Annotated in this window: 19 protein-coding genes, 1 tRNA gene and 1 pseudogene; 10 read left to right on the forward strand and 11 right to left on the reverse strand. The window is 43.3% G+C overall.

Features of this window, described 5'->3' with window-relative positions:
* Positions 1-221 precede the first annotated feature (221 nt).
* The 3 genes from ACKGJO_RS10915 to recJ all read right to left on the reverse strand — a co-directional run bounded on the left by ACKGJO_RS10915 (position 222) and on the right by recJ (position 2,503).
* Positions 222-392 (reverse strand): hypothetical protein, encoded by a 171-nt coding sequence (locus ACKGJO_RS10915; protein WP_411323474.1) that lies wholly within the window; start codon positions 390-392, stop codon positions 222-224.
* A gap of 208 nt (positions 393-600) precedes the next feature.
* Positions 601-673 (reverse strand) — tRNA-Phe (locus ACKGJO_RS10920).
* A 126-nt stretch (positions 674-799) separates the two neighbouring features.
* Entirely contained in the window at positions 800-2,503 is a 1,704-nt protein-coding gene (gene recJ, locus ACKGJO_RS10925) for a single-stranded-DNA-specific exonuclease RecJ (RefSeq protein WP_411323475.1), read from the reverse strand.
* A 309-nt stretch (positions 2,504-2,812) separates the two neighbouring features.
* Between recJ and ACKGJO_RS10930 the strand changes: the two genes are divergently transcribed.
* The 6 genes and pseudogenes from ACKGJO_RS10930 to ACKGJO_RS10955 all read left to right on the forward strand — a co-directional run.
* Positions 2,813-3,955, forward strand: a complete 1,143-nt coding sequence (locus ACKGJO_RS10930) for a Glu/Leu/Phe/Val family dehydrogenase (protein ID WP_411323476.1) — start codon at positions 2,813-2,815, stop codon at positions 3,953-3,955.
* Between the two features lie 224 nt (positions 3,956-4,179).
* Entirely contained in the window at positions 4,180-5,394 is a 1,215-nt protein-coding gene (locus ACKGJO_RS10935; protein WP_411323477.1) for an MFS transporter, read from the forward strand.
* Positions 5,395-5,520: 126 nt separating this feature from the next.
* On the forward strand, positions 5,521-6,423 hold the full coding sequence (gene hslO / locus ACKGJO_RS10940) for an Hsp33 family molecular chaperone HslO (protein ID WP_411323478.1): 903 nt from the start codon (positions 5,521-5,523) through the stop codon (positions 6,421-6,423).
* Positions 6,424-6,488: 65 nt separating this feature from the next.
* Positions 6,489-7,739 (forward strand): NAD(P)/FAD-dependent oxidoreductase, encoded by a 1,251-nt coding sequence (locus ACKGJO_RS10945; RefSeq protein WP_411323479.1) that lies wholly within the window; start codon positions 6,489-6,491, stop codon positions 7,737-7,739.
* An 83-nt stretch (positions 7,740-7,822) separates the two neighbouring features.
* Positions 7,823-10,159, forward strand: coding sequence for an amino acid permease (locus tag ACKGJO_RS10950; RefSeq protein ID WP_411323480.1), 2,337 nt, complete (start codon positions 7,823-7,825; stop codon positions 10,157-10,159).
* Positions 10,160-10,197: 38 nt separating this feature from the next.
* Positions 10,198-10,476, forward strand: a pseudogene (locus tag ACKGJO_RS10955) (PIN domain-containing protein); the annotation flags it as partial.
* A 214-nt stretch (positions 10,477-10,690) separates the two neighbouring features.
* On the opposite strand, the gene ACKGJO_RS10960 reads toward ACKGJO_RS10955, so the two are convergent.
* The 7 genes from ACKGJO_RS10960 to lpdA all read right to left on the reverse strand — a co-directional run bounded on the left by ACKGJO_RS10960 (position 10,691) and on the right by lpdA (position 17,165).
* Positions 10,691-11,140 carry a HesB/IscA family protein gene (locus ACKGJO_RS10960; RefSeq protein WP_411323481.1) on the reverse strand — a complete coding sequence of 150 codons (450 nt, stop codon included), beginning with the start codon at positions 11,138-11,140 and terminating at the stop codon, positions 10,691-10,693.
* Positions 11,141-11,170: 30 nt separating this feature from the next.
* Positions 11,171-11,869 (reverse strand): AlbA family DNA-binding domain-containing protein, encoded by a 699-nt coding sequence (locus ACKGJO_RS10965; protein WP_411323482.1) that lies wholly within the window; start codon positions 11,867-11,869, stop codon positions 11,171-11,173.
* Positions 11,870-11,936: 67 nt separating this feature from the next.
* A complete protein-coding gene (locus tag ACKGJO_RS10970) occupies positions 11,937-12,953 on the reverse strand; it encodes an NAD(P)H-dependent glycerol-3-phosphate dehydrogenase (protein WP_411323483.1) in 1,017 nt (338 codons plus the stop codon).
* Positions 12,950-13,660, reverse strand: coding sequence for a glycerol-3-phosphate 1-O-acyltransferase PlsY (plsY, locus tag ACKGJO_RS10975; RefSeq protein WP_411323484.1), 711 nt, complete (start codon positions 13,658-13,660; stop codon positions 12,950-12,952). Before plsY ends, ACKGJO_RS10970 begins: the two co-directional genes overlap by 4 nt.
* A gap of 94 nt (positions 13,661-13,754) precedes the next feature.
* The gene (gene lipA / locus ACKGJO_RS10980) at positions 13,755-14,633 is read right to left on the reverse strand and encodes a lipoyl synthase (RefSeq protein WP_411323485.1); all 879 of its coding nucleotides are present in this window, start codon (positions 14,631-14,633) and stop codon (positions 13,755-13,757) included.
* A 225-nt stretch (positions 14,634-14,858) separates the two neighbouring features.
* A complete protein-coding gene (gene lipB, locus ACKGJO_RS10985; protein ID WP_411323486.1) occupies positions 14,859-15,584 on the reverse strand; it encodes a lipoyl(octanoyl) transferase LipB in 726 nt (241 codons plus the stop codon).
* A gap of 162 nt (positions 15,585-15,746) precedes the next feature.
* Entirely contained in the window at positions 15,747-17,165 is a 1,419-nt protein-coding gene (gene lpdA, locus ACKGJO_RS10990; RefSeq protein WP_411323487.1) for a dihydrolipoyl dehydrogenase, read from the reverse strand.
* 498 nt (positions 17,166-17,663) lie between these two features.
* Here lpdA and ACKGJO_RS10995 point away from each other — a divergent pair, with 498 nt between their 5' ends.
* The gene (locus tag ACKGJO_RS10995) at positions 17,664-18,443 is read left to right on the forward strand and encodes a lytic murein transglycosylase (RefSeq protein WP_411323488.1); all 780 of its coding nucleotides are present in this window, start codon (positions 17,664-17,666) and stop codon (positions 18,441-18,443) included.
* 78 nt (positions 18,444-18,521) lie between these two features.
* Here the strand turns inward: ACKGJO_RS10995 and ACKGJO_RS11000 are convergent, their stop codons facing one another.
* Positions 18,522-19,847 carry a TlpA family protein disulfide reductase gene (locus ACKGJO_RS11000; RefSeq protein ID WP_411323489.1) on the reverse strand — a complete coding sequence of 442 codons (1,326 nt, stop codon included), beginning with the start codon at positions 19,845-19,847 and terminating at the stop codon, positions 18,522-18,524.
* A gap of 111 nt (positions 19,848-19,958) precedes the next feature.
* Between ACKGJO_RS11000 and ACKGJO_RS11005 the strand changes: the two genes are divergently transcribed.
* The 3 genes from ACKGJO_RS11005 to ACKGJO_RS11015 are packed head-to-tail and all read left to right on the forward strand — an operon-like array spanning position 19,959 to position 22,557.
* Positions 19,959-20,330: a BlaI/MecI/CopY family transcriptional regulator gene (locus ACKGJO_RS11005; protein ID WP_411323490.1), complete on the forward strand. Its 372-nt coding sequence runs from the start codon at positions 19,959-19,961 to the stop codon at positions 20,328-20,330.
* A complete protein-coding gene (locus tag ACKGJO_RS11010) occupies positions 20,327-21,829 on the forward strand; it encodes a M56 family metallopeptidase (protein WP_411323491.1) in 1,503 nt (500 codons plus the stop codon). The genes ACKGJO_RS11005 and ACKGJO_RS11010 overlap by 4 nt, the downstream gene beginning before the upstream one ends.
* Positions 21,826-22,557 carry a toxin-antitoxin system YwqK family antitoxin gene (locus ACKGJO_RS11015; protein ID WP_411323492.1) on the forward strand — a complete coding sequence of 244 codons (732 nt, stop codon included), beginning with the start codon at positions 21,826-21,828 and terminating at the stop codon, positions 22,555-22,557. Before ACKGJO_RS11010 ends, ACKGJO_RS11015 begins: the two co-directional genes overlap by 4 nt.
* Positions 22,558-22,587: the final 30 nt, after the last annotated feature.

Consider the following 22,587-nt stretch of genomic DNA (forward strand, 5'->3'; position numbering starts at 1 on the left):
GTGCCAGGGGTTGTCATACTCTTGAAACTATTTTATAGAAGCTTTAAGTGAAGTGAGTTTCAGCTGCAAAAATGGGTCTTGGTGAATACCCAAGACCCTGTTTATTACTGTTTAATATTATCTACTCTATCGTTCTCAAGGAAGTCATACAAAGCCTGTGTCGGGTAGAGTATCTTTCGACCATGTTGAACGTAATCGATTTGATCGCTATCACGCATATTTTAGATAGTCCTGCCACTCCATCCTGTTAACTCCATAACGCCCTGTTTTATTAAATAAGGAGGTGTGGTTACTCTTGATATAGTTCGTTCTATATCTTTCATTGCTGCCATGATACCTTCATAAACAGCTTGGGTTATTACTTGGCTGATGTGCTCTTCTAAATTAATCATGGGTCTCCATTTTAGTTAAGGTGAAACGGAGTCTACAGGTAATTTACCCTTAGCTCAAAATGGAAGGATATGAACTTCAATTTATCTTGACACTTCATATTTCAGTACCCAAATCGTACCCAAATATCATATTTAGGGAATGAAAAGCCTATAATAAAAAAGCCCTGAGCCGCTATAAATATATGCGAGTCAAGGCTTTACTTGAGTGTGGGACCGGGCGGATTTGAACCGCCGACACACGGATTTTCAGTCCGTTGCTCTACCGACTGAGCTACAGTCCCTTAAACAAGGACGGCAAAGATAATGGGTTTACAAACCTTAAACAATATTTTCTTATCTGAATTCAAAATTCATTGAAGATCTTTATCAGGAACACTTGAGTCAATTTAAGATCGTTAACCGGCAACTTAAGGAATATGAATATCTTTTAACCTTAACTGTAGTGTTCGCCGTCCATTCCAATTGTTTTCTTCCAACACGTAAGCAATGTCAAAAGGATCGCCGGTTCGCACCGAAGGCAGATACTCATGCATATTAAACCCGATGGTATCAAAGGAGCCGGACTGCCCCTGCTTGATCTTCATTTTCAAGTGACCGTTTCCAACTATGGTCGGTTCACCCACAACGGTAACACCTTTACTTACAAATATCGGACGAATATTTCCGGGACCGAAGGGTTCAAACTGACTCAGCAATTTCCAGAATTTCATGTCTACTTCTGCAAGATCAAGATCGGCATCTATGGTCAATTCGGGTTCAAAGGAGTTATCAGACAAGTCGCTGAAGGCCAGTTCATTCATCCGTCTCCTGAACTCGGTAAGGTTGTTTTCAGATAGTGTCAGTCCTGCAGCAAACTCATGCCCGCCAAACTGCTCCAACAGATCATCACATTTCTTAATTGCGTTGTAAATATTGAAGCCTTTGATGCTTCGGGCTGAGCCCTTGATCTTGCCATCTACATTACTGAGCATAATGGCCGGCCGATGATATAGATCCACTAATCGCGAGGCGACAATACCGATGACACCGAGATGCCAGTCTTCAGCATAAAGTACGATCGTCGATATCTCCTCCATATTAAAATCCTGATCGATCTGCTTCATGGCTTCCTTCATAGTTTTGGAGTCCGTATCGCGGCGCCTCATGTTAATGGACTCCAGCTCATGAGCATGAGCCTTTGCTTCGGCCATTGTCTCTGAGATCATAAGTTTTACAGCCGTACTGGCATCTCCCATTCTTCCTGCAGCATTGATACGCGGCCCGATAGAGAACACGATCTTCGAGGTATTCACCTCCTCTTTTTTCACTTTGATAAGATCCAGCAAAGCCTGAATACCTACACGCGGCCTCTTGCGGATCATGCTCAACCCGGCTTTCATAAGTACGCGGTTCTCGTCTATAATGGGGACGATATCAGAAGCAATGGAAATAGCCACCAGATCCAGGAACTGATAAGAAACCGACTTTGGCAATCCCAGTTTCTTTATGGTTGCCTGAATAAGCTTGAACCCTACTCCCGCTCCTGATAAACCATCAAAAGGATACTCACAATCGGGTCGCTTGGGATCAAGAACGGCCACAGCATCAGGGATGCCATTTCCTACAGTATGATGATCACAAATAATCAGATCGATGCCCTTTTCTTTAGCTTCCTTGGCTTCCTCTATAGCTGTGATGCCACAATCAACAGAGACGATGAGTGAGGCATTGATCTCCTCTGCATACCTTATCCCATCCGGATTAATGCCGTAGCCCTCCTTGAAGCGATGAGGAATATAGTAATCAGCATCCACACCGAATTCCTTCAAAAAAGTATAGACACATGACGTAGCCGTAGTTCCATCTACATCGTAATCTCCATAAACGAGTACCTTTTCAGTTCGGCGAATGGCCAAGGCCAGCCGTTCTGCTCCGTTTTCCATATCCTTCATTAAAAAAGGATCGTGGAGGTTCTCTATCTTAGGTCTGAAAAAGTATTTTGCATCATCGTAAGTTTTTATGCCGCGTATAGCCAGTAAACGGGCTATTTTGGCCGGAATTCCAAGTTGCTCCCCTAATTCGGAGGCAGACTTTTCCTGTTCCGGCTGCGCGAACGTCCAGCGGAATGACATGATTATTTTTTGCTTTATTTTTATTCATAGAGGCTGATCGGCTGTCAGACCGGTACGCCAACGCCTTTCGCGTTTTCATTAATTATATAAAATACCATTTACACAGAGAAAATCAGCATCATTCTGAGCTTTATTTTCAAAACCACTCTGAATAGGCCTCTGTTTGCAATGAGAACTCTCACTTACATCTTTTAGTATGAAATGAGCCCTTTCAGATTGAGAATCACTAAATAAATGCGGACCTTTGGAAGCGTTTCCTTTGAATTGGAACGCTTAAATATCTTCAGTTTAACAACAGACCAAAAGACCTTGAATTACTCTAGCTCAAAATTTCCGATCTTTGACGAACTTTCCAATAACGAACACGAACAAGTCGTCATTTGTTCAGATCCGGATACCGGCCTGAGAGCCATTATTGCTATTCACAACACCACCTTAGGCCCTGCACTTGGCGGAACACGCATGTGGAATTATGAATCGGAAGAAGCTGCCTTGCGTGACGTTCTTCGTCTTTCCCGCGGAATGACTTACAAATCAGCCATTTCAGGACTCAATCTTGGCGGAGGTAAGGCTATCATCATCGGCGACGCTCGTACAGATAAAACAGAAGCCTTGTTTCGTGCTTTTGGTCGCTTTGTTGACGGCCTTGGCGGGCGCTACATCACCGCAGAAGATGTCGGGATGACCGAAAAGGAAATGGAATGGATCTATTCCGAGACTAAGTATGTGACCGGGATTCCCAAGGCTTTGGGCGGAAGTGGCAACCCTTCTCCTGTTACAGCTTACGGCGTATATATGGGTGCTAAAGCATGTGCCAAGAAGGCTTATGGAAATGACTCATTGGAAGGCAAGAAGATCGCTCTGCAGGGCGCCGGTAATGTGGCTTCATATTTTGCACGTCATGCATCCAAAGAAGGTGCTAAACTTTATATCAGTGATATCTATGAAGACAAAGCAAAAGCCTTGGCTGAAGAAGTCGGTGCTGAGCTTGTAGACCCCGATGATATTTATGGATTGGATGTGAATATCTTTACACCATGCGCTTTAGGCGGGATCATCAATGATGACACCATGAAGCAATTCAAATGTGATATCATTGCCGGTGGAGCCAATAATGTGCTGGAAGAAGAAGACAAACACGGACAAATGCTACTCGACAAAGGCATCATCTACGCACCTGATTACGTCATCAATGCCGGTGGCATCATCAACATTGCCAGTGAACTTGAAGGGTACAATGAAGATCGTGCCCTTCAGAATGCCGGTGATATTTATAACACCATTAGCGATATACTTGATTACTCTGAGGAACATAGTATACCGGCTCACAAAGCTTCCAATGCGTTGGCTGAAAAGCGTATTGAAACTGTGGGTAAGATCAAGAATAAGTATTCTTCCAATGCAGATATCTCAGGTCGACTCGGTAGCGTATACAAACGATTCATCGACTAATCATCCAATACAATATATTTAATACTTGAAAAGACACTTTATAAACCGAAGTGTCTTTTTTTATTGGGTGAAATTTAACTTCTGAAAAACCAATACTAAGTCAAACAGGAATAGACCATTCTTATGCGTTAGATAGAGTAATACATTCACTTTTTAATATAGATTCGCCTTAAATAGCGGTATTTTGCGCATTAACTAGACAAAAAATCTGAATACCGCATTCTTTGAGTTACCTTACCTTTGTTCTGAAAGAGAGAAAAGTCCTTAGCTTTGGACTTTCGTTTACCTTTTTTTCGAGTTTTGGTCAGACTTTTCTGATCTCACTATTCGTACCCTTTTTTCTGGCCGATTTTGATCTGTCCAACGCAGCCTTTGGTTCTATCTATTCTGCAGCAACGCTGGCAAGTGCTGCTATCCTTCCCTACCTAGGTAAATGGATAGACGTATTGCCCATTGGCAGATACAGTTTATATGTGGCTAGCGGATTATTGATAGCCGCTTTAACAATGGCATTTTCCTGGCATATCGGTTTTTTGTTCGCCGGTATTTTAATGCTTCGTTTGTCCGGACAGGGACTCAGCGGTCATACTGCCGAAACCGCCATGGCCCGATATTTTACATTACAGCGCGGGAAGGCACTGAGCATTTCCAGCCTGGGATATCCTATCGGCGAAGGCATCCTACCTGTAGGTATTGCCGCTCTCCTTGCTATCACCAGCTGGCGTACAACCTGGGGTATCATCGCAGCCATTATTGCCCTGATCTTTATCCCGTTCATCCTCTATGTGTTGAACAAATCTGATATTGAACAATCTAATCAAAGAGTTAAAAAGGCTGAAGATGACTCAAACGACTCTGGTTCCTACTTTCAGATTGTTAATGATCGCCAATTTTGGCTCATTATACCCGCTATACTGATTCCACCTTTCTGGGCAACCGCTTTGTTTCTGTATCAGGTTTCCATTGCTGAACAACTTGGATGGACTGCAGCTATCATTGCCTCTGCCTTCATCTTTTTTGCCGTAGCTCGAATTATAAGCTCTCTTGGCATTGGTCCTGTAATTGACAAACTGAGTGCTACAGTAATATTCCCTTTTTATATTATTCCAATGGGATTTGGCTTGGTAGTTGCCTTCTATCATCCAGGTATCTGGTCTGCTTTTTTATACATGGCTTTGATGGGAATGACACTTGGCTTTGGCAGCACAACAAAATCGGCCTTATATGCTGAACTGTATGGAGAAGAAATGATCGGAACCGTTCGCTCCCTGTTTGCCTCCATCATGGTGTTCAGCACGGCTCTGAGTCCTTTTTTAATGGGATGGATGCTGGATAATAACATAGCAATCGAAAGTATCTTACTAATAGCAACTACAACCGTTATTTTCGGAGTAATTCTGGCTTACATTGGTTTGAAGGATACTGAGCCTCAAATGTAGCCTTGACCCATAAAATGTAAACTGTTGCATAAATTTTATCAATAGGACCCTTTCCAATAAAATCTAATTTTCTGCGTATCTTTATTACTTATTAATCTTATAAAAAAAGATCCTGTTAGCACTCCTATGAATATTGAAGAATATAATTTCAAAGACCGTCTCATCAAGGGGATTACCACTGATGGTCACTTTAAAATTTCTGTTGTCAAAACCACTGAGGTCGTAAAAACCGCAAAAAGTAATCACTCACTTTCACTGCTTAATACCGTTGTGCTTGGTAAGGCCATGACTGCAACTATGCTGTTGGCCTCTGAATTGAAAGGTGAAGAACGTATTCAACTGCGAATGGATGGTGACGGCCCTATCGGATTCCTGGTAGCTGAAGCTAATCAGGTAGGAGAGATCCGTGGATACGTAGGCAATCCTGCAGCTGAGTTGGATTATACCAACCCTGAAGTCCAGATCGGAGATGGCATCGGACTCGGGATCCTGACCTTTTCCAAGGTCTTATATAATGAAGCTGAACCAAGAACCAGCAGTATAGAGATCGTAAATGGTGATATCACCAGTGATATAGCTCACTATCTGGCTCAATCCGAACAGATCCCATCCGCTTTACTGTTGGATGTCGGAATTGATGAGGAAGGTGAAGTAACCCATGCCGGAGGACTCATGATACAGCGCATGCCCGGGGCACCGGACGGTCAGATCGATATGTTGCAGGAACGTCTCGGATCATTCCCTGCCATTGACGAGCTTTTATCTGATGGACAGTATATCGATGAGATAATGGCTAAGGCTGTTTCACCACTGAAAGTAAAAGAGCTTAACCGACAACCTGTCGATTTCTTCTGCCGTTGCTCACGCAAGCGATTCAAGAACGCATTGTCTTTACTCAGCCTCGATGATCTTAAAGATATGGAAGGCGAGGGGCAGGAGGTAGTATGCCAGTATTGTAACACCAAGGAAACCATCAGTAAGGAAGAAGTAGAACAGATCGTATTGGAAGCGCAAGCCAAAATGAACTGATCCGTCCGCTTGTAAATGAAATCACCTAACTCCTTGTTGACTCTTGCATAACCAACCAAAAAGGAATGAGTAAGAACGTAATTATTATAGGCGGCGGATTTGCCGGTATTTCAACAGCACAAAAACTGGCATCCACTGATGTCGATATCACCATCATTGATAAGACCAATCATCACTTGTTTCAGCCTTTGCTTTACCAGGTTGCTGCGGCAGCTCTTTCCCCCGGGGATATAGCCATGCCGATCCGCGCAATATTCAGTAAACAAAAAAATGTAGAAGTTGTTCTTGGTAAAGTCACGGGTATCGACAATGAAAAAAGTACTGTTCACCTGGAAAATGGTACAACCCATTCCTTTGACTATCTTGTTTTAGCACCGGGAGCCCAATATAATTACTTTGGTAATGAAGACTGGAAGAAACACGCACCGGGATTAAAATCAATTTCTGATGCTTTAGATATCAGGGAACGCATCCTTTTTTCTCTTGAAAAAGCTGAACAGATCGATGATCCGGAGAAACGGAAACCATATCTGACCTATGTGATCATAGGTGGCGGCCCTACCGGTGTTGAGATGGCCGGCTCTATAGCTGAGATCGCCAAACGAAGTATGATGCAGGATTTCAGAAACATCAAACCGGATGAGACCAAGATCTATCTGATTGAAGCTATGGATGGGATCTTAAATGCATTTGAAGATCCACTTTCCAAAAAAGGGCAGAAAACCCTGGAGGATATGGGCGTTGAAGTCCTACTTGAAACGCCGGTAAAAGACATCAAGAAAAACGGAGTAGAGGTAGAAGGTCGCTTTATTGAAACTCCCAATATCGTATGGGGAGCCGGCGTTATAGCTTCTCCTTTGATCAAAGAACTTGAGGTAGAAACCGATCGAATTGGACGTGCTATCGTTAAACCGGACCTTTCGATCAAAGGACACTCTAATATTTTTGTTGCCGGCGATGCCGCCCACGTAAAGGATGAGAGCGGCGACCCCCTTCCGGGACTTGCCCCGGTTGCACTTCAACAGGGGAAATTTTTAGGTAACCTGATCAAGGATGATCTAAAGAATAAAGTCCGCAAGGAATTTGAGTACGTTGACAAAGGAACCATGGCAACGATTGGACGCGCCAAAGCTGTCGCTGATATCCGGGGCTTTAAGTTCAGCGGTTTCTTTGCCTGGCTGTTATGGGGATTGATCCACATCTTCTTCCTTATCGGTTTCCGCAACCGGTTCAGGGTATTTGCTGAATGGGTATGGCACTACCTAACCTTTAAGCGCGGTGTTAGGTTGATAGCTAAAAAAGACGAAGATTCTTGACCAAAAAAAGATCATTTTCTCATTTTACTTGTCTTAAATAGGTATTAGTTTCTCCCTGTTTCATAAATATATAAACTTACCCTATGGCAGATTTAAAGCGTGAACTTGGTTTTTGGGATGCCCTGACTATTGGTGCCGGAACTATGATCGGTGCAGGGATATTTTTATTAGCCGGTGTGGCTCTGGAAATGTCAGGCCCGGCCGCTATTTTTGCTTACCTCATTGCCGGTGTTGTTTGTATGATCACCGCTTCAAGCGCTGCTGAATTGGCTACCGGCATGCCTACTTCCGGAGGTGACTACTTTTTTGTTTCCCGCTCGTTAGGACCTGCAATGGGTGCCATATCAGGCGTTGGGATCTGGCTTAGTTTAACTTTTGCCATCGCTTTTTATCTTTTCGGGTTGGGTGAATACCTGTCTCAGTTCCTACCCATAACTGCATTTTGGGGTGCCGTAATAGGTGGCGTACTTCTAACTATTTTGAACGTTATCGGTGCCAAAGAGTCTGGCCGAACTCAAGTGGTGGTGGTTCTTATTCTCTTTGTCATATTAGGCACATTCAGCGTAATGGGAGTGTTTCATATTGATGCTTCCAATTACGACCCATTTATGCCATTTGGATTTGATTCCATATCAGCAACTACGGCTCTCGTTTTTGTATCCTTTCTTGGTTTTGTAAAGATCGCTGCCGTTGCTGAAGAGATCAAAAATCCATCAAAAAACCTGCCGCGAGCACTTATTGGTTCTGTAGCATTAGTTACTGTTCTTTATGTGATCATTGTTTTGGTGATCGGCGGCATGTTCAAACAATCTACCATTGCCGATGTACGAGACCCATTGACTACAGCAGCACGTACCATCCTTGGCAGCCCCGGAGCTGTAGCTGTGATCATCGCAGGACTGTTAGCAACCCTTTCTTCAGCAAATGCCAGTATCATGGCTTCGTCCAGGATCAATCTTGCTATGGCAAGAGATCGCATGGTTCCCAATTGGCTTGCGGAGATCCATATGAAATTACTTACTCCATACCGTGCCATCATTCTTACAGGGGTGCTTGCCCTCTTATTCTTACTGCTTGAAAGCCTTGAAGATCTTGCAAAAATTGCCAGTGTGCTTCAGCTTTACAGTTATGCTGCCCTAAATATCGGCTGCGTTGTGTTAAGAGTTTCCCATCCTGATTGGTATAAACCAACTTACAGAACACCCGGTACCCCGTGGTTACAAATTCTTGCTGCCATAGGTTGCCTCTCTATTATAATTTACTCAGGTACTTTTGCACAAATTGCCGTTGTAGTGCTCATTATTGGAAGCTTATTATGGTATTTGGCTTGGGGACGATCACGTGTAGAAATTGAACATGCACTACCGGAACTCAAAGAAAATTGGCAAGAACTCGGTTTCAGCATGTTTACAGCACCCGTTGAACTTCATGAATCTGAATTTGAAGAATGGACTCCTGCTATCCGTGCCCTGAACGTGAATGAAGGACGGAATGTGATAGCCGCTTTAGCCAATCCGGAACATGAGAAAGCTCTGCTTACCATTTCTCAACTCATTGCTACCGGCAAAGAGGAAGGCGGTCATGTTACCGGTTTGAATATGCTGAAAGTTCCGTTTCAAACTCCTGTTTCTACCGTAAACCGAATGCTTGAAGAACAAAAGCCGGTACGTGAGAGTATCGAAGAGATCAGCCAAAAATCACTGACTGAAACTGTAGATGAAAAAGATAGTGAAACGCTGGCCTCCACTACTTTTGAATCGGCTTCTGCAGCTGCTCATGATATCTTCAAAGGGTTGATATCGGAAACAGAAGAACGAAAAGCAGACATGCTGGTTATGGGTTGGCAAGGAGGCTTTAGCTTAGGCCGGATCTATAACACCCCGGTACAAAGGATCATCAAGGATTTAAAATCAGATCTGTCTGTTTTGAAAGATCGTGAGCTGGATGTGATAAAATCTGTGGCAGTTCCATGGGGCGGAGGATTACACGCACGGCTAGGGATGGAGATCGGGCTCCGAATTGCCAACGCTGTTGGAGCTAAATTAAGAGTTATTAGATTGGTTAAACCGGGTACCAACATTAAAAATGAGGAAGAAGAACTCCGTCAGCGCATAAAACCTTTGGCCGGTGACTTTGATATGCTGGATATTATAGTTAAAGAATCCACCGATATAACAGGAGGTATCCTTGATGAACTTGAAGAGCATGAGGATGATCTGCTTATCATAGGGGCTTCACATGAGTGGGGCATCCGAAACGTACTATTTGGCACCATCCCCGACATCATTGCTGATCGTGCCCCTTGCTCTGTGTTAATGGTTCGCAGGTATGTGACGGAAGACTGGAAGTTGAAGGCTGTTGAAGGAGTCAAGAGAGTTAAAGAACAGTTGGGAATGACTTCTTCTCCGGAAAATAATTAGATAAATTTTCAGATACCAACCTTAGGAATAATCTTCTTCTATCAGTGATTTCCATCTCAGAAGTTTATTCGGGTATAAGAGGAGAAAAAGAAGTACAGCTTTTAGAAGATCTTCTAGCAATTTTTGAGCTTATTCCAGTGAATAAATCTATAGCTGTTGAAGCAGGATTTCTCAGGAACAAATTCAGAGCAAGTTATGGAATTGAAACTCCAGATGCCTTGATCGCTACAACGGCAAACTACCTCAAAGTTCCGGTAGCCTCTCTCGACAAAAAGTATTTCTCTGTCTTGACCGATGATTTGGTTGTACCCTACTGATCTCACACAAATATTAGATCAGCGAAGATCTGTGTCATCCGTGCTCCATTCATAAAAATAAAAAATTTGGCGATCATTCTTATAAGCAAAATAAGATTCCCGCCTTCGCGGGAATGACATGCAGTAGGTTATAAGCTTATTTTACAAAGAAGTTTTTCCTCGTCACAACACCCCGCCATCCCCATAAAGACGGGGATCCTATTCTTTTTAGTGATCAAATAGCGAAGGAAGTCCCACACCCACAATTTTCAGTGGCATTCGGGTTGTCGAAGGTGAATCCGCGTGCATCAAGGCCATCCGGGTAATCGATGTGCATCCCTTCCAGGTACATCAGATGCTTTGGAGCAACAATGATCTCAACGCCATGACTTTCGAAGACCTTGTCTTCATCCGTGCGGTGATCAAGTCCCAGTTTGTAGCTTAACCCGGAACAACCACCACCATCTACAGCAACCCTAAGATATAAATTTGATTCGAGACCTTCCTCTTGCTTGATCTTCTCGATCTGCCGTGCAGCTCTTTCAGTCAAAACAACAGGTGCTCCTGTTAGTTCATCCTTTTGAAAGGGATCGATCCCGGAAGATGCAGTTCCGGTTTCTTCTTCCTCATCAACATCGATAAGGGAAGAGATCACATCATCTAAATTATCTTCTTGTATACTCATAGGACCTACACTGTTTAGAGTGAGTCAAAATTACGAAGTTCTGTGGGAAAAAGTATAATGCGTCACCCCATCCTTTTCAAACAGATCAAGAATCCCGGCACTCACCAAATTTACTAATATCTTGGCTGCTCGGTAGGTGGTAACACTTATCAGTAACGAAAACCTCTCAACGGTGATGTCTCCATATTCATTCAAAAAGCGAAACAATTGCTGTTCCCTTTCTCCATATTCAAAAGTAACACCCTCTGATGATGCATTTTGCTTCAGTACTTCCACGTACTCATCACTGGCAACCACACTTTCGTGATCTAACCTAACATAAACCTGCCGATATTTCTTACCTTTAACATATATTGGTTTTACAGTGGCTTCAGGCACTTTCACTAACAACACATCCCGTTCACCAATATCAACCAACTCGATCTTGATATCCACCTCAGGAATGCATTCCTCTACAGCGGCTTGATTTAACCAGAACTCCTCTTCATGGTAACTTTCAACGCCAATGATCTCACCATTATCTTCAACTCCGATCAAAATGGTTCCACCTTTTGTATTGGCTAACGCGGCAATCTCCCTTGCTATCTTTTCCGGTGAAGCCACACTATGCTTGAACTCCAGGAAACTGCTTTCACCTGTCTGCACAAGATTCTTTAGGTCACCCCGGGTAAGTTTCGAAACCTCCACAGAATTGGAGTACTGCATGTAAAATTCAAATTCGTCTTCCATAACTTATGGGTTGCGAGTTACAAGGTTCATGTTGCGGTTTTTTCCAACAATCCGAAACAGGTAACCCTTACATCACAATTTCGTCTTTCGGATCTCGAGTCATCAATTTGTATAACGCGTCTCTCGGATCCATATTTTCGAATAAAACACTGTGAACAGCCTGGGTTATGGGCATCTCGATATCGTTTTTCTCAGCCCAATCACGAACCGATTTCGTGGTCTTGACACCCTCAGCTACCATATTCATACTGTTTATGATATCATCCAGTTTTTCGCCCTGTCCGATCCTGTAACCGACCGATCTGTTTCTACTGTGAGAACTTGTACATGTTACTATCAGATCACCCATGCCGGTCAGGCCGGAAAATGTATCCGAGTGAGCACCTAACATTTGTCCCATTCGTTTCATTTCGTGGAGTCCGCGCGTTATAAGAGCGGCTTTGGCATTATCACCCAACTCGGCACCATCTACGATACCCGCAGCAATAGCCATTATATTCTTTACTGATCCTCCTATTTCCACCCCTATCACATCATTATTGACGTAAACCCTAAACATGGGGGTGAGAAAGGTCTCCTGAATGATCTTAGCGGTACGGGTTGAGTAAGCAGCGGCCACAACCGTAGTCGGTTTTAATTTACCTACTTCTTCAGCATGACTCGGCCCATACAGTACTCCGATATTGTCTTCAAAGGTTGTGCCTTCCATGACCTCTATCAACACCTGAGACATGGTATTGAAGGTATCATTTTCGATACCTTTGGCTACAGTGACTAAAATTTCATGTCCATTAAGGCAGGGTTTAATTTTTTCAGCTACCTCTCTCAGTGCGTGAGAAGGTGTAGCAAAAACCACCATATCCTGCGATCTTATACACTTGTCAATATCATTGTAGGCAATAATGGATTCCGGGAGTTCAATATCATTTAAATAGGAAGGATTAATATGATCTTCATTGATGCGGTTTGCGATTTCCGCCTCTCGGGCCCAGATCTGAACCTTATTTCCGGCCTGATCAAGAACCATAGCCAAAGCAGTTCCAAAACTCCCGGCTCCAATAACTGTTACATTCTTATTGCTCATACTTTTGCTTTCTTAAGGTCCTTTTCCTCAGATTCCTCTTCCTTCTCTTCCTTACTTCCGTAAATATTGACCCGATTTTCATTTCCGGCCAATAATCTCCGAATGTTGGCCTTATGCTTATAAATGATGCCCGCTGCAATTAAGATCGCAAAAATAATGATACTCCCGTCCACATTTATTCCCAAACCGAAGCGCATGACCAATAAACTGATCGGGTAGATAAAACTAGCCGTCATGGAAGCCAAAGATACATAGCGTGTTGTAAGTACAATTACTACAAAGATCACCGATGAGATGCCGATCGAGATCGGCTCAATGCCGTATAGCATACCGCAGGCAGTAGCAGCTCCCTTACCTCCTTTAAAATTGGCAAAGATCGGAAACATATGTCCCACCACTGCCATCAGACCACAAGTGATCTTCAAAAATGCATCGGCTTCCCATCCGGGAGGGGCAATAGGTCCGTTACCGATCTCAAAAGCATACATAGCTACCCAATAGGAGGCAACAAATCCCTTCATGAAATCAAGTACTAAAACACTTAAGCCTGATTTCCATCCTAAATTCCGAAAAGCGTTGGTCGTACCCAGATTACCGCTTCCAAATTTCCGGATATCCATTTTGTGGAAGATTTGCCCCACCCAAAGTGACGAAGGTATAGACCCCAGAACGTAACTGATAGCCAATACTATAAATAATGCAATCATGTGCCTTGTCTTTTTTGGAAATTAAGATTTTTGGGGCATTAAGTAGTAGTTAATACCTCTTCGGTTTAACTACTAACCAATCAGGGACAATTAACTAAACATGTCGCTCTGCGTGGTAGGATGAACGTACAAGCGGCCCACTTTCTACATGTTCAATACCAAGCTTCTCACCAATTTCTTTGTATTCGGCAAATTGATCGGGGTGGACCCAATCAAGAACAGGGTGATGCATTTTGGTTGGCTGCATGTACTGACCTATGGTTAACACATCAACTCCATGATCCACACAATCCTGCATCAGCTCGATCACTTCTTCCCGTTCTTCTCCCAAACCTACCATAATACCGGTCTTTGTTCTAATACCTGCATTTTTTGTTCGCTGAAGAAGTTCAAGTGAACGTTCGTAGCGGGCCTGAGGACGAACTCTGCGATATTTACTTGGAACGGTTTCAAGGTTGTGACTTAATACATCAGGTGGCGTATCAAAAACGACCTGCAAGGCAGCATCCCATTCCCCGCGAAAATCAGGGATCAAGGATTCAATGGTCACTCCGGGGATAGCCTTTCTGATTTCTTCGTGGCAGGCAGCAAAGATCGGAGCACCACCGTCTTTTCGCTCATCACGGTTTACGGATGTAAGCACCACGTGTTTCAATTTCATTTTGGCGGCAGCTTCAGCTACTCGTTTTGGCTCTTCCCAATCCAGGTCAGCAGGAGGCCTTCCCGTTTTGATGGCACAAAACGCACATGAACGGGTACAAACATCACCGAGTATCATAAAAGTGGCGGTTCCTGCCCCCCAGCATTCACCCATGTTCGGGCAGCGGGCCTCCGAACAAACTGTATTCAGGTTATTATCACGAAGGGTCTGTGAAACCTCTTTGAATTTTTCTCCGGATGGAAGTTTTACCCGTAACCAGTCCGGCCGGCGGTTTTCGGTCTTATTTTCTACTACCTGTAGTTCTTTTATCATGGTACTTCTTTAGTGATTTTTGCCAATCAATAAGATCGACTCAAGTGTTGTCATCCTGAGTGTTTAAAAGTATAAATAGGCCTCTCATGTACATCGCAAAATATCTCAAAGTGTAAACTGTTCAGAATCAGACCTTGATACCCTTCGCGTTAGACACAGATTTTATGTATTCTATTCAAGCGTTCAAAGTGACAACTTATTTTCTTTATCTTTTATCATATAAAGTTACGAAATTATCTGCTCCACTTCCTGTAATGAACCTTTGTTTGATATCGTTACTTCAAAGACCTCCTCAAAATGCCCAACGATATTCTCTTTAACCTCTTCGATATCAATTTCTTTCCCAAGAATTTTCTGTAAACTTGTTACGGCTTTATCATCTATACCACAGGGAACAATATTGTTAAAATATCTCAAGTCGGTGTTTACGTTGAGTGCAAAACCATGCATTGTCACCCACCGTGAACACCTGATGCCCATGGCACAGATCTTTTCGTTTTCTACCCATACTCCGGTTTGTCCATCAACTCTGTGAGCCGTAATACCGTAGCCATCGCAAACTCTGATCATGACCTCCTCAAGATATCGCAGATACCTGTGAACATCCGTAAAGTGGCGATCCAGGTCCAGGATAGGGTATCCCACTATTTGGCCGGGGCCATGATAGGTAATATCACCACCGCGATCGATCTTTAAAAACTCGGCCTCAAGCTTCTGAAGTTCCATCAGGGATCGAAGCATATTTTCTTCACTGCCGCTTTTGCCCAACGTATAAATATGGGGGTGCTCCACAAAAAACAGAAGATCATCCAGGCGTTTTCCTTTAAAGTCGCCTTTCTGCTCCGCTCGCTTTTCATCGATCAGTCGCTGCTGCACAGACTTCTGCAGTTCCCATATCGGCTGATATGCGGCATGGCCCAGATCGTACAGTTCGATTGTTTTTTGAGGCATTATATTTCAAAATGTCGCATGTCACCGTAGGGGCAATTCATGAATTGCCCCTACGGTGAGAAATATGTCAGGAAAATTTAAAAACAAACCAAAGACAAAAATGGCTCCCGAGGGAGCCAAATTCATTCAACGTTCGATGTTGGATATTCCTTGATCGAAGTTCTACTTCTTAGGCTTTGAGCCTAAATGAACACCTTCACCATATGCTTCGGCTACGGCTTCCATCACCGCTTCTGACATCGTTGGGTGTGGGTGAACAGCGTTGATGATCTCATGCCCGGTAGTCTCCAGATCACGTGCCACAACAGCTTCAGCGATCAATTCTGTAACACCGAATCCGATCATATGGCATCCTAACCATTCGCCATATTTATCATCAAAAACAACTTTCACGAAACCTTCTTCGTGACCCAGTCCGGTTGCCTTACCGGAAGCTGAGAACGGAAATTTCCCAACTTTGATGTCGTAGCCTTCTTCCTTGGCTTGTTCTTCTGTTAAACCAACGGAAGCCACTTGTGGCTCACAATAAGTACAGCCCGGGATATTATCATAGTTTACAGGCTGAGGGTTTTCATCGGCCAATAATTCAGCAAGTACAATACCTTCATGTGACGCTTTATGAGCAAGCCAGGGTGCACCGATTATATCACCGATGGCATAAATACCATCTATATTGGTTTTATAGGTTTTCTTATCAACAACGATGGCTCCTTTTTCAGTTTCAACGCCTGCTTTATCGAGGCCCAGCCCTTCAATGTTTCCTGTCACTCCAACGGCAGAAAGTACCACATCGGCTTCGATCTTCTCTTCACCTTTTTTGGTCTTAACCGTTACTTCAACGCCTTTACCTTTTTTCTTCACCTCTTCAACGGTGCTTTTAGTCATTACGTTGATGCCTTTTTTCTTGTAGATCTTGCCGAGTTCTTTTCCAATATCTTTGTCTTCAACCGGCACGAGGCTGTCTTGCAGCTCAACCAAAGTAACTTCAGTTCCAATGGTGTTATAGAAATAGGCAAACTCAACACCGATAGCGCCGGCTCCTACGATCACCATTTTCTTAGGCTGCTTTTCCAGCTGCATGGCTTTTTCGGAATCGATGACCATCTCGCCGTCGATCTTCAGGCTTGGGAGTTCACGCGGACGTGCCCCTGTAGCTACTATAAAATGTTTGGCTTTGATGCTTTCCTGTTCTTTGCCTTTGTCGTCGTTTACAGCCAGTTCGGACTTAGATTTAAAAACACCGGTTCCCATGAACACTTCTATCTTGTTCGCTTTCATCAGGAACTGAACACCTTTACTCATTTTATCGGCAACGCCACGGCTTCGTTTTACCATGCCGTCAAAATCTACTGAGTAATCCTTCACCTTAACTCCGTAATCAGAAGCATGTTCGATCGACTCATATACTTCTGCCGAACGCAACAGGGCTTTGGTTGGAATACAGCCGATATTCAAACAAACTCCGCCAAGATGTCTTTTTTCTACAATTGCGGTTTTAAAGCCAAGCTGAGAAGCGCGAATGGCGGCTACATATCCGCCGGGGCCTGACCCGATTACACATACATCAAATTCTTTTGCCATGGTACTTTTCGATAATAGTTTTGAAGTTCATCGCTGTGCAAAACTCAATTCACTGCAGCGTACTTTTAAAAGCCCTAAAAGGTAAGAGTTTTTAGGTTGAACTTCGAATATTGAACAAGGAATATTGATTTTTGAAATTTTGGCTATCTGAGACTTGATTCGCTCCGATGAAGTGAGTGCGGAGATCAATTTCGAGATCGTATATATTTTATCGAGGACCTGGTGACTTTTACCCACCCCTCAATGCCCGCCCGAGCGGGGAAGCTCTTTGGTTGGTTTCTGTGTTGAATTGGAGATGATAGCCATTGGCAATATTCTCTAAGCCCTCTCAAATATTACTACAACGTCTTCCTCTCCCGGGAGAGGAAACAAAGGTGAGGGTCATTTTATACCGGGCTTAGCAGCCTCCCTCAAAAATTCACAATCTTTAATTCTCTATTGACTACAGTTTTGTTATAATGTAATAAGCTTTAGAGAGAACCATATCTATCTCACACTATGACGAAATTGACTACAATTCTGCTTCTATTTTTTTCATTATTGATTTCCGGAAATGCTATTGCTAACCATTCGGATCCCGGCGACATGGAAAAGAATATTGAGGAGTTGGCAAGGTACTTTGAAGGGAAGGGTTACGATTTCAATGATATGCTGGAAGATCCAAGGTATGAACCGGTTGAGAATATCACCCTTAAATTTACCCGGGCTGCAGAACGGGTCATCGAGGACTTTAGCGAGTACCAAAAAGTGCTGAATTACGATCACAAAAAAACCCTTATTCGTGACTTCATGAAACAGTACGCTTCAGATCTGGACTCGGCTGAAAAGGAATACGGTATTCCTAAGAATGTGATAGCAGGAATATTAGGGATTGAGTCTGAGTTCGGTAAATACGGCGGAACTTATAATCCTTTCAATGTTTATGTATCGATGTATGCCGAAGGTCACCGTGCTGAATTTGCCAAAGCCCAACTGGAAGAACTGCTCATTTTTGTCAAAAAGAATGAACTTGATGTATTTGAACTGAGGTCAAGTTATGCGGGTGCTATGTCATATGCCCAATTCATCCCCTATTCCCTTAACCGCTGGTGGGTGGGTAAGGATCTCTATCACATGCCTAACAACATCAATTCAGTAGCCAAGTATCTTTCTCACTTTAAAGAGATCACAGGGACTGTTGAGGGGGCCATCTATCGCTATAATCCAAGTGACTTGTACACACAGGCCGTGTTGTCTCTGGCTAATGAGGTAGCTGAGGTTGTGGAAGAGGCGAAGTGATTTTTTAGCTTTCAGGCATCAGCTCTCAGTTATTTTTCAAAGCACTGTAAGCTGAAGCCTGACTGCTGATAGCTTCTTCTACTCCAAATACTTCGCCAGGGTCTCCATTAAATTACCGGCTGATAGAGCCATTCCGTACTCTACAATTTCGCCATCAGGATTCACCAGATAATAGGTGGGATAGGAGTTCACGAAATATAACTCCTGTATCTCGCTGTCCTCTTCGTAGATCTCGGGAATTTGCGGCCATTTAATATCTTCACGTTCTACGAAATCTTCGAATCTCTGCAGACTCGGTTCATTAGCGATCCCCACTATCTCAAAATTCTCTCCGCTATAAGTAGCATATGCTTCTTTTATAACCGGAAGAGCCTCAATGCATGGACCACACCACGTTCCCCAAAAATCGATCATTACATATTTCCCTCTTAAATCGGATAGGCTTATTTCTTCCCCGTTCAAAGTTTCGGCCGTGAAATTCGGAGCTTCCGTTCCGGGTCGCAGTGCCACTTTCGGGTCTACTTTTTCTTCCGATTGTACAATGGTTATCGAGCTTCCATCCGCTGCCATCTCAGAGATCTTCCAGCTTTCTCCGGCTATGTTATACGGTTCCGTAACAGGATAGGCTTCAAAACCATCTTCCATGATATCGAATTTTCCATCTTCATCAAGATCAATATAGAAATAGGTGTACGGCTCGATGCGATAAGGCGGAGCACTTTCTTTGATGAGGGCCACATCAAATGTCTGATCATTCACGGTCCAGGTGCCCATGCGCAAGTGATCAAAATAAAGCTGCAGGCTTTCTGAGGGCTTGGTATCCGAAAGATAGAGCAAGCTGGCCGGACCTTGATGGTTTACAATATCCTTCCCGTTAAAATATTCCATTTGTGCGATTACATTTGCCTCCATCACCTCAAACACATTATCCTGAAACTCAACGGTGTTTGGTTCAAAATAAACGGGATTTTCTTCATCAAACTGTCCCATTTCATCTTCCACATACACCATCATATCGCCATTTTCATCTTCTCCAACGGCGACCGTAAAGATCACATCCACCCATTCTTCAGTGACTGTTTCTTCATCGATCAGCATCATATTTCGTGCATAAACAGATGAATCAATAAATCCGGCTGCAAAACCCTGAACCACATACTGCTCAAGATCCAGAATGCCATGAATGACCTCACCCTCTTTCAAGCCGTCGGGCAGTTCTGTAGGCTCTCCCGGATACTCTGCCTCAAACACATAATTACCTTCCATATTGAGAGCTAAAATAGGCGGAAGCTGACCGGTATTCTCCGTAAGTGGAAGCTCGAGCTCAAAAGGAGGGCCTGCCTTATCCTCGGTACAGGAGAACAGCAAAAATAATGCGGGAAGTATAATGACTAGGTTTTTCATTAGATCAATAGTAGGTAAAGTTAGATCTATACAACAGGATTATAAGAAAATTTTGGAAGTTTGATTTTTTATTCTACATTTGTAGAAACAATTCTAACATTGTAGAATAACATGGATCTATCACAAACTGAAGAAGAACTGATGCAGCACCTGTGGAAGCTGGAAAAGGCTTTCATGAAAGACCTGCTGGATGAATACCCGAAGCCCAAACCGGCTCCCACTACTGTAGCCACACTCCTAAAACGCATGACTGAAAAAGGCTTTGTGGATTATGAACAAATGGGTCGTTCCCGCCAATATTATCCGTTGGTCAAAAAATCCGATTATTTCTCGAAGCATGTAAATGGTTTGATCAAGAAGTTTTTTGATAATTCAGCCTCGCAATTTGCTTCCTTTTTTACTTCTGAGACGGATTTATCGGAGGCAGAACTAAAGGAACTAAAAAACATAGTTGAAAAAGAGATAGAGAGGAAGCACCAATGATCATCTATTTAGTTAAATCCACTTTACTGCTTGGGCTACTCTTTGGGCTTTATAAGCTGTTGCTCGAAAATGAGAAGATGCATCGCTTCAACCGGTTCTTTTTACTGTTTGCCCTAGTTTTCGGGTTAACAGCTCCACTCATTTCTTTTGAAATTCAGCCTGAGCAATCCATCGCAGGTATCCAGATGCAACAAGTGGAACGAGTGGTGAATGCACCGGCCGAGGCAGTAAACCGATCGGTTCAACCCTTGATCACCCCGGAACAAGGCCTTTCGCTCGGTTCTGAGATCACTCCAAATACCGTTAGTGAATCCAAGTGGTCGATTGGTACCCTGGATGTATTACTTGCCCTATATGGAGCCATCACTCTTTTTCTTTTGATCCGTTTTGTGGCCGGACTGATTCAAATTCGCAATAAGGTCAGAGCCGGAACTCGTAAAGAGTTAGAACATGCCACCCTGGTATTACTTGAAGAACCGATCACTCCTCAATCATTTCTGGATTACATATTCATCGAAAAGCAACCGTTTGAGTCAGGTAAAATTGAACCTGAGATCCTGGATCACGAATTCACGCACGTTCGCCAGTTCCATTCATTTGATGTGTTATTGATCGAATTCCTGAAAGTCATATTCTGGTTCAACCCACTGATGTATCTGTACAAACATGCGATCCAGCTGAACCATGAATTTCTGGCGGATGAAGCAGTGGTCCGCAGCGGGTCATCCATAAGCGATTATCAGGAATTGCTCATCCGGGTCAGTTCCGGGAATAATTCCTTAAAGACCACCTGCAGTATAAATTACTCCCTAACCAAAAAGCGTCTCAAAATGATGGGTAAAAAGATCTCCAAGATAAAAGTTGGAGCTGTTTGGCTTTTTTTCCTTCCACTGTCTGTTGCCTTGATCATAGTTTTCTCCTCAAAAACAGACAGTCATCCCCAAACAATTAGTATGCAGGAGATATGGGACTCCTTGCCTCCCACTACCTATTACGATGTTGAGTTGGAATCCGAGGGGCCTACCGGTTTATATCACCCATTAGATGAACGTACCGGTATCTTTATCGGCCCGGATGGGGAGCCATTTACCGGAGAACGAAATACGTATAGTGTCGATACAGATTCAGTCACCTATACAGAAACCATCGTTGATGGAAAAGTAACACGGTCTGAGTTTCCCATGTATGACAGCACCGGAGCTTATCAATATAGATCGGTAAATACTTATTCCTTAGATGAAGACGGTAATAAAGTCACAACCAACTATACAGACAGACTCACCGACAGTCTTGTGCTAAGTGACATTTTATCGGAAAATGACTCTCTTTCAACATATGTGATCTATCATCCTAATGGACAGATTGCTCAGGAGTTTCAGATACGTCCAGAGTTTGGTTTACATGGTATTGCGACTGTCTATGACGAACGTGGAGTAATTATCGGGCAGAGACGCTATGATAAAGGCGAACTCATAGAGGAGATCAAAGAAATACAATGAAACAATTCACCAGTCATATTGATTTTTCCTTGACCAAAAAACGCCTCAAAATGATGGGTAAAAAGATCTCCAAGATAAAAGTTGGGGCTGTTTGGCTTTTTATGCTTCCATTGTCAGTAGCCTTAGTTATTATATTTTCAGCACAAACAGATGATTACCCTCAAACCATCAGTATGCAGGAAATATGGGATTCCATGCCTCCCACTACCTATCACGATGTTGAATTGGAATCCGATGGGCCCACCGGTTTATATCACCCATTGGATGAGCGCACCGGTGTACTGATCGGTCCAGACGGAAAGCCCTATACCGGAGAACGAAATACGTTTAGTGTCGATACAGATTCAGTAATCCTAAAGGAAACCGTTCTTGATGGAAAAGTTGTACAAACTGTACATAATCTACATGACACTACCGGTACTCCATATAAATGGGTTACGATCCCTTCTATAGATGAAGACGGGAATACAGTCTCTTCATATTATAGCGACCGGCTTACTGATAGCCTGGTTCTTGTTATGAAAAAAATTGATACAGACTCATTAATAACCACTAAAGCATGGCACCCTAATGGGCAGCTGGCCTGGGAATTTCAGATGAAGATTCCGGGCGGAGGAATGCATGGCTTGGCAACCGTGTATGATGAAAAAGGTGTTATTGTTGAACAGGAACGCTATGACGATGGGGAACTCGTAGAAACCATTATCAAAAAAAAACCTGCACAGTAAGTTCAGATTTATAGTTCATAAATAAGAAAC

Origin of the sequence: Gracilimonas qinghaiensis, from assembly GCF_046602855.1 — a bacterium.
Lineage (GTDB): Bacteria > Bacteroidota > Rhodothermia > Balneolales > Balneolaceae > Gracilimonas.

What these genes read in the sequence shown, in the direction of transcription:
- ACKGJO_RS11005 (WP_411323490.1), top strand. Translation starts at nt 19,959, where the DNA reads ATGGATCTATCACAAACTGAAGAAGAACTGATGCAGCACCTGTGGAAG.
- lpdA (WP_411323487.1), bottom strand. Translation starts at nt 17,165, where the DNA reads ATGGCAAAAGAATTTGATGTATGTGTAATCGGGTCAGGCCCCGGCGGA.
- ACKGJO_RS10950 (WP_411323480.1), top strand. Translation starts at nt 7,823, where the DNA reads ATGGCAGATTTAAAGCGTGAACTTGGTTTTTGGGATGCCCTGACTATT.
- ACKGJO_RS11015 (WP_411323492.1), top strand. Translation starts at nt 21,826, where the DNA reads ATGAAACAATTCACCAGTCATATTGATTTTTCCTTGACCAAAAAACGC.
- lipA (WP_411323485.1), bottom strand. Translation starts at nt 14,633, where the DNA reads ATGATAAAAGAACTACAGGTAGTAGAAAATAAGACCGAAAACCGCCGG.
- plsY (WP_411323484.1), bottom strand. Translation starts at nt 13,660, where the DNA reads ATGATTGCATTATTTATAGTATTGGCTATCAGTTACGTTCTGGGGTCT.
- ACKGJO_RS10995 (WP_411323488.1), top strand. Translation starts at nt 17,664, where the DNA reads ATGACGAAATTGACTACAATTCTGCTTCTATTTTTTTCATTATTGATT.
- ACKGJO_RS10960 (WP_411323481.1), bottom strand. Translation starts at nt 11,140, where the DNA reads ATGAGTATACAAGAAGATAATTTAGATGATGTGATCTCTTCCCTTATC.
- ACKGJO_RS10965 (WP_411323482.1), bottom strand. Translation starts at nt 11,869, where the DNA reads ATGGAAGACGAATTTGAATTTTACATGCAGTACTCCAATTCTGTGGAG.
- ACKGJO_RS10915 (WP_411323474.1), bottom strand. Translation starts at nt 392, where the DNA reads ATGATTAATTTAGAAGAGCACATCAGCCAAGTAATAACCCAAGCTGTT.
- ACKGJO_RS11000 (WP_411323489.1), bottom strand. Translation starts at nt 19,847, where the DNA reads ATGAAAAACCTAGTCATTATACTTCCCGCATTATTTTTGCTGTTCTCC.
- ACKGJO_RS10945 (WP_411323479.1), top strand. Translation starts at nt 6,489, where the DNA reads ATGAGTAAGAACGTAATTATTATAGGCGGCGGATTTGCCGGTATTTCA.
- lipB (WP_411323486.1), bottom strand. Translation starts at nt 15,584, where the DNA reads ATGCCTCAAAAAACAATCGAACTGTACGATCTGGGCCATGCCGCATAT.
- ACKGJO_RS11010 (WP_411323491.1), top strand. Translation starts at nt 20,327, where the DNA reads ATGATCATCTATTTAGTTAAATCCACTTTACTGCTTGGGCTACTCTTT.
- recJ (WP_411323475.1), bottom strand. Translation starts at nt 2,503, where the DNA reads ATGTCATTCCGCTGGACGTTCGCGCAGCCGGAACAGGAAAAGTCTGCC.
- ACKGJO_RS10970 (WP_411323483.1), bottom strand. Translation starts at nt 12,953, where the DNA reads ATGAGCAATAAGAATGTAACAGTTATTGGAGCCGGGAGTTTTGGAACT.
- hslO (WP_411323478.1), top strand. Translation starts at nt 5,521, where the DNA reads ATGAATATTGAAGAATATAATTTCAAAGACCGTCTCATCAAGGGGATT.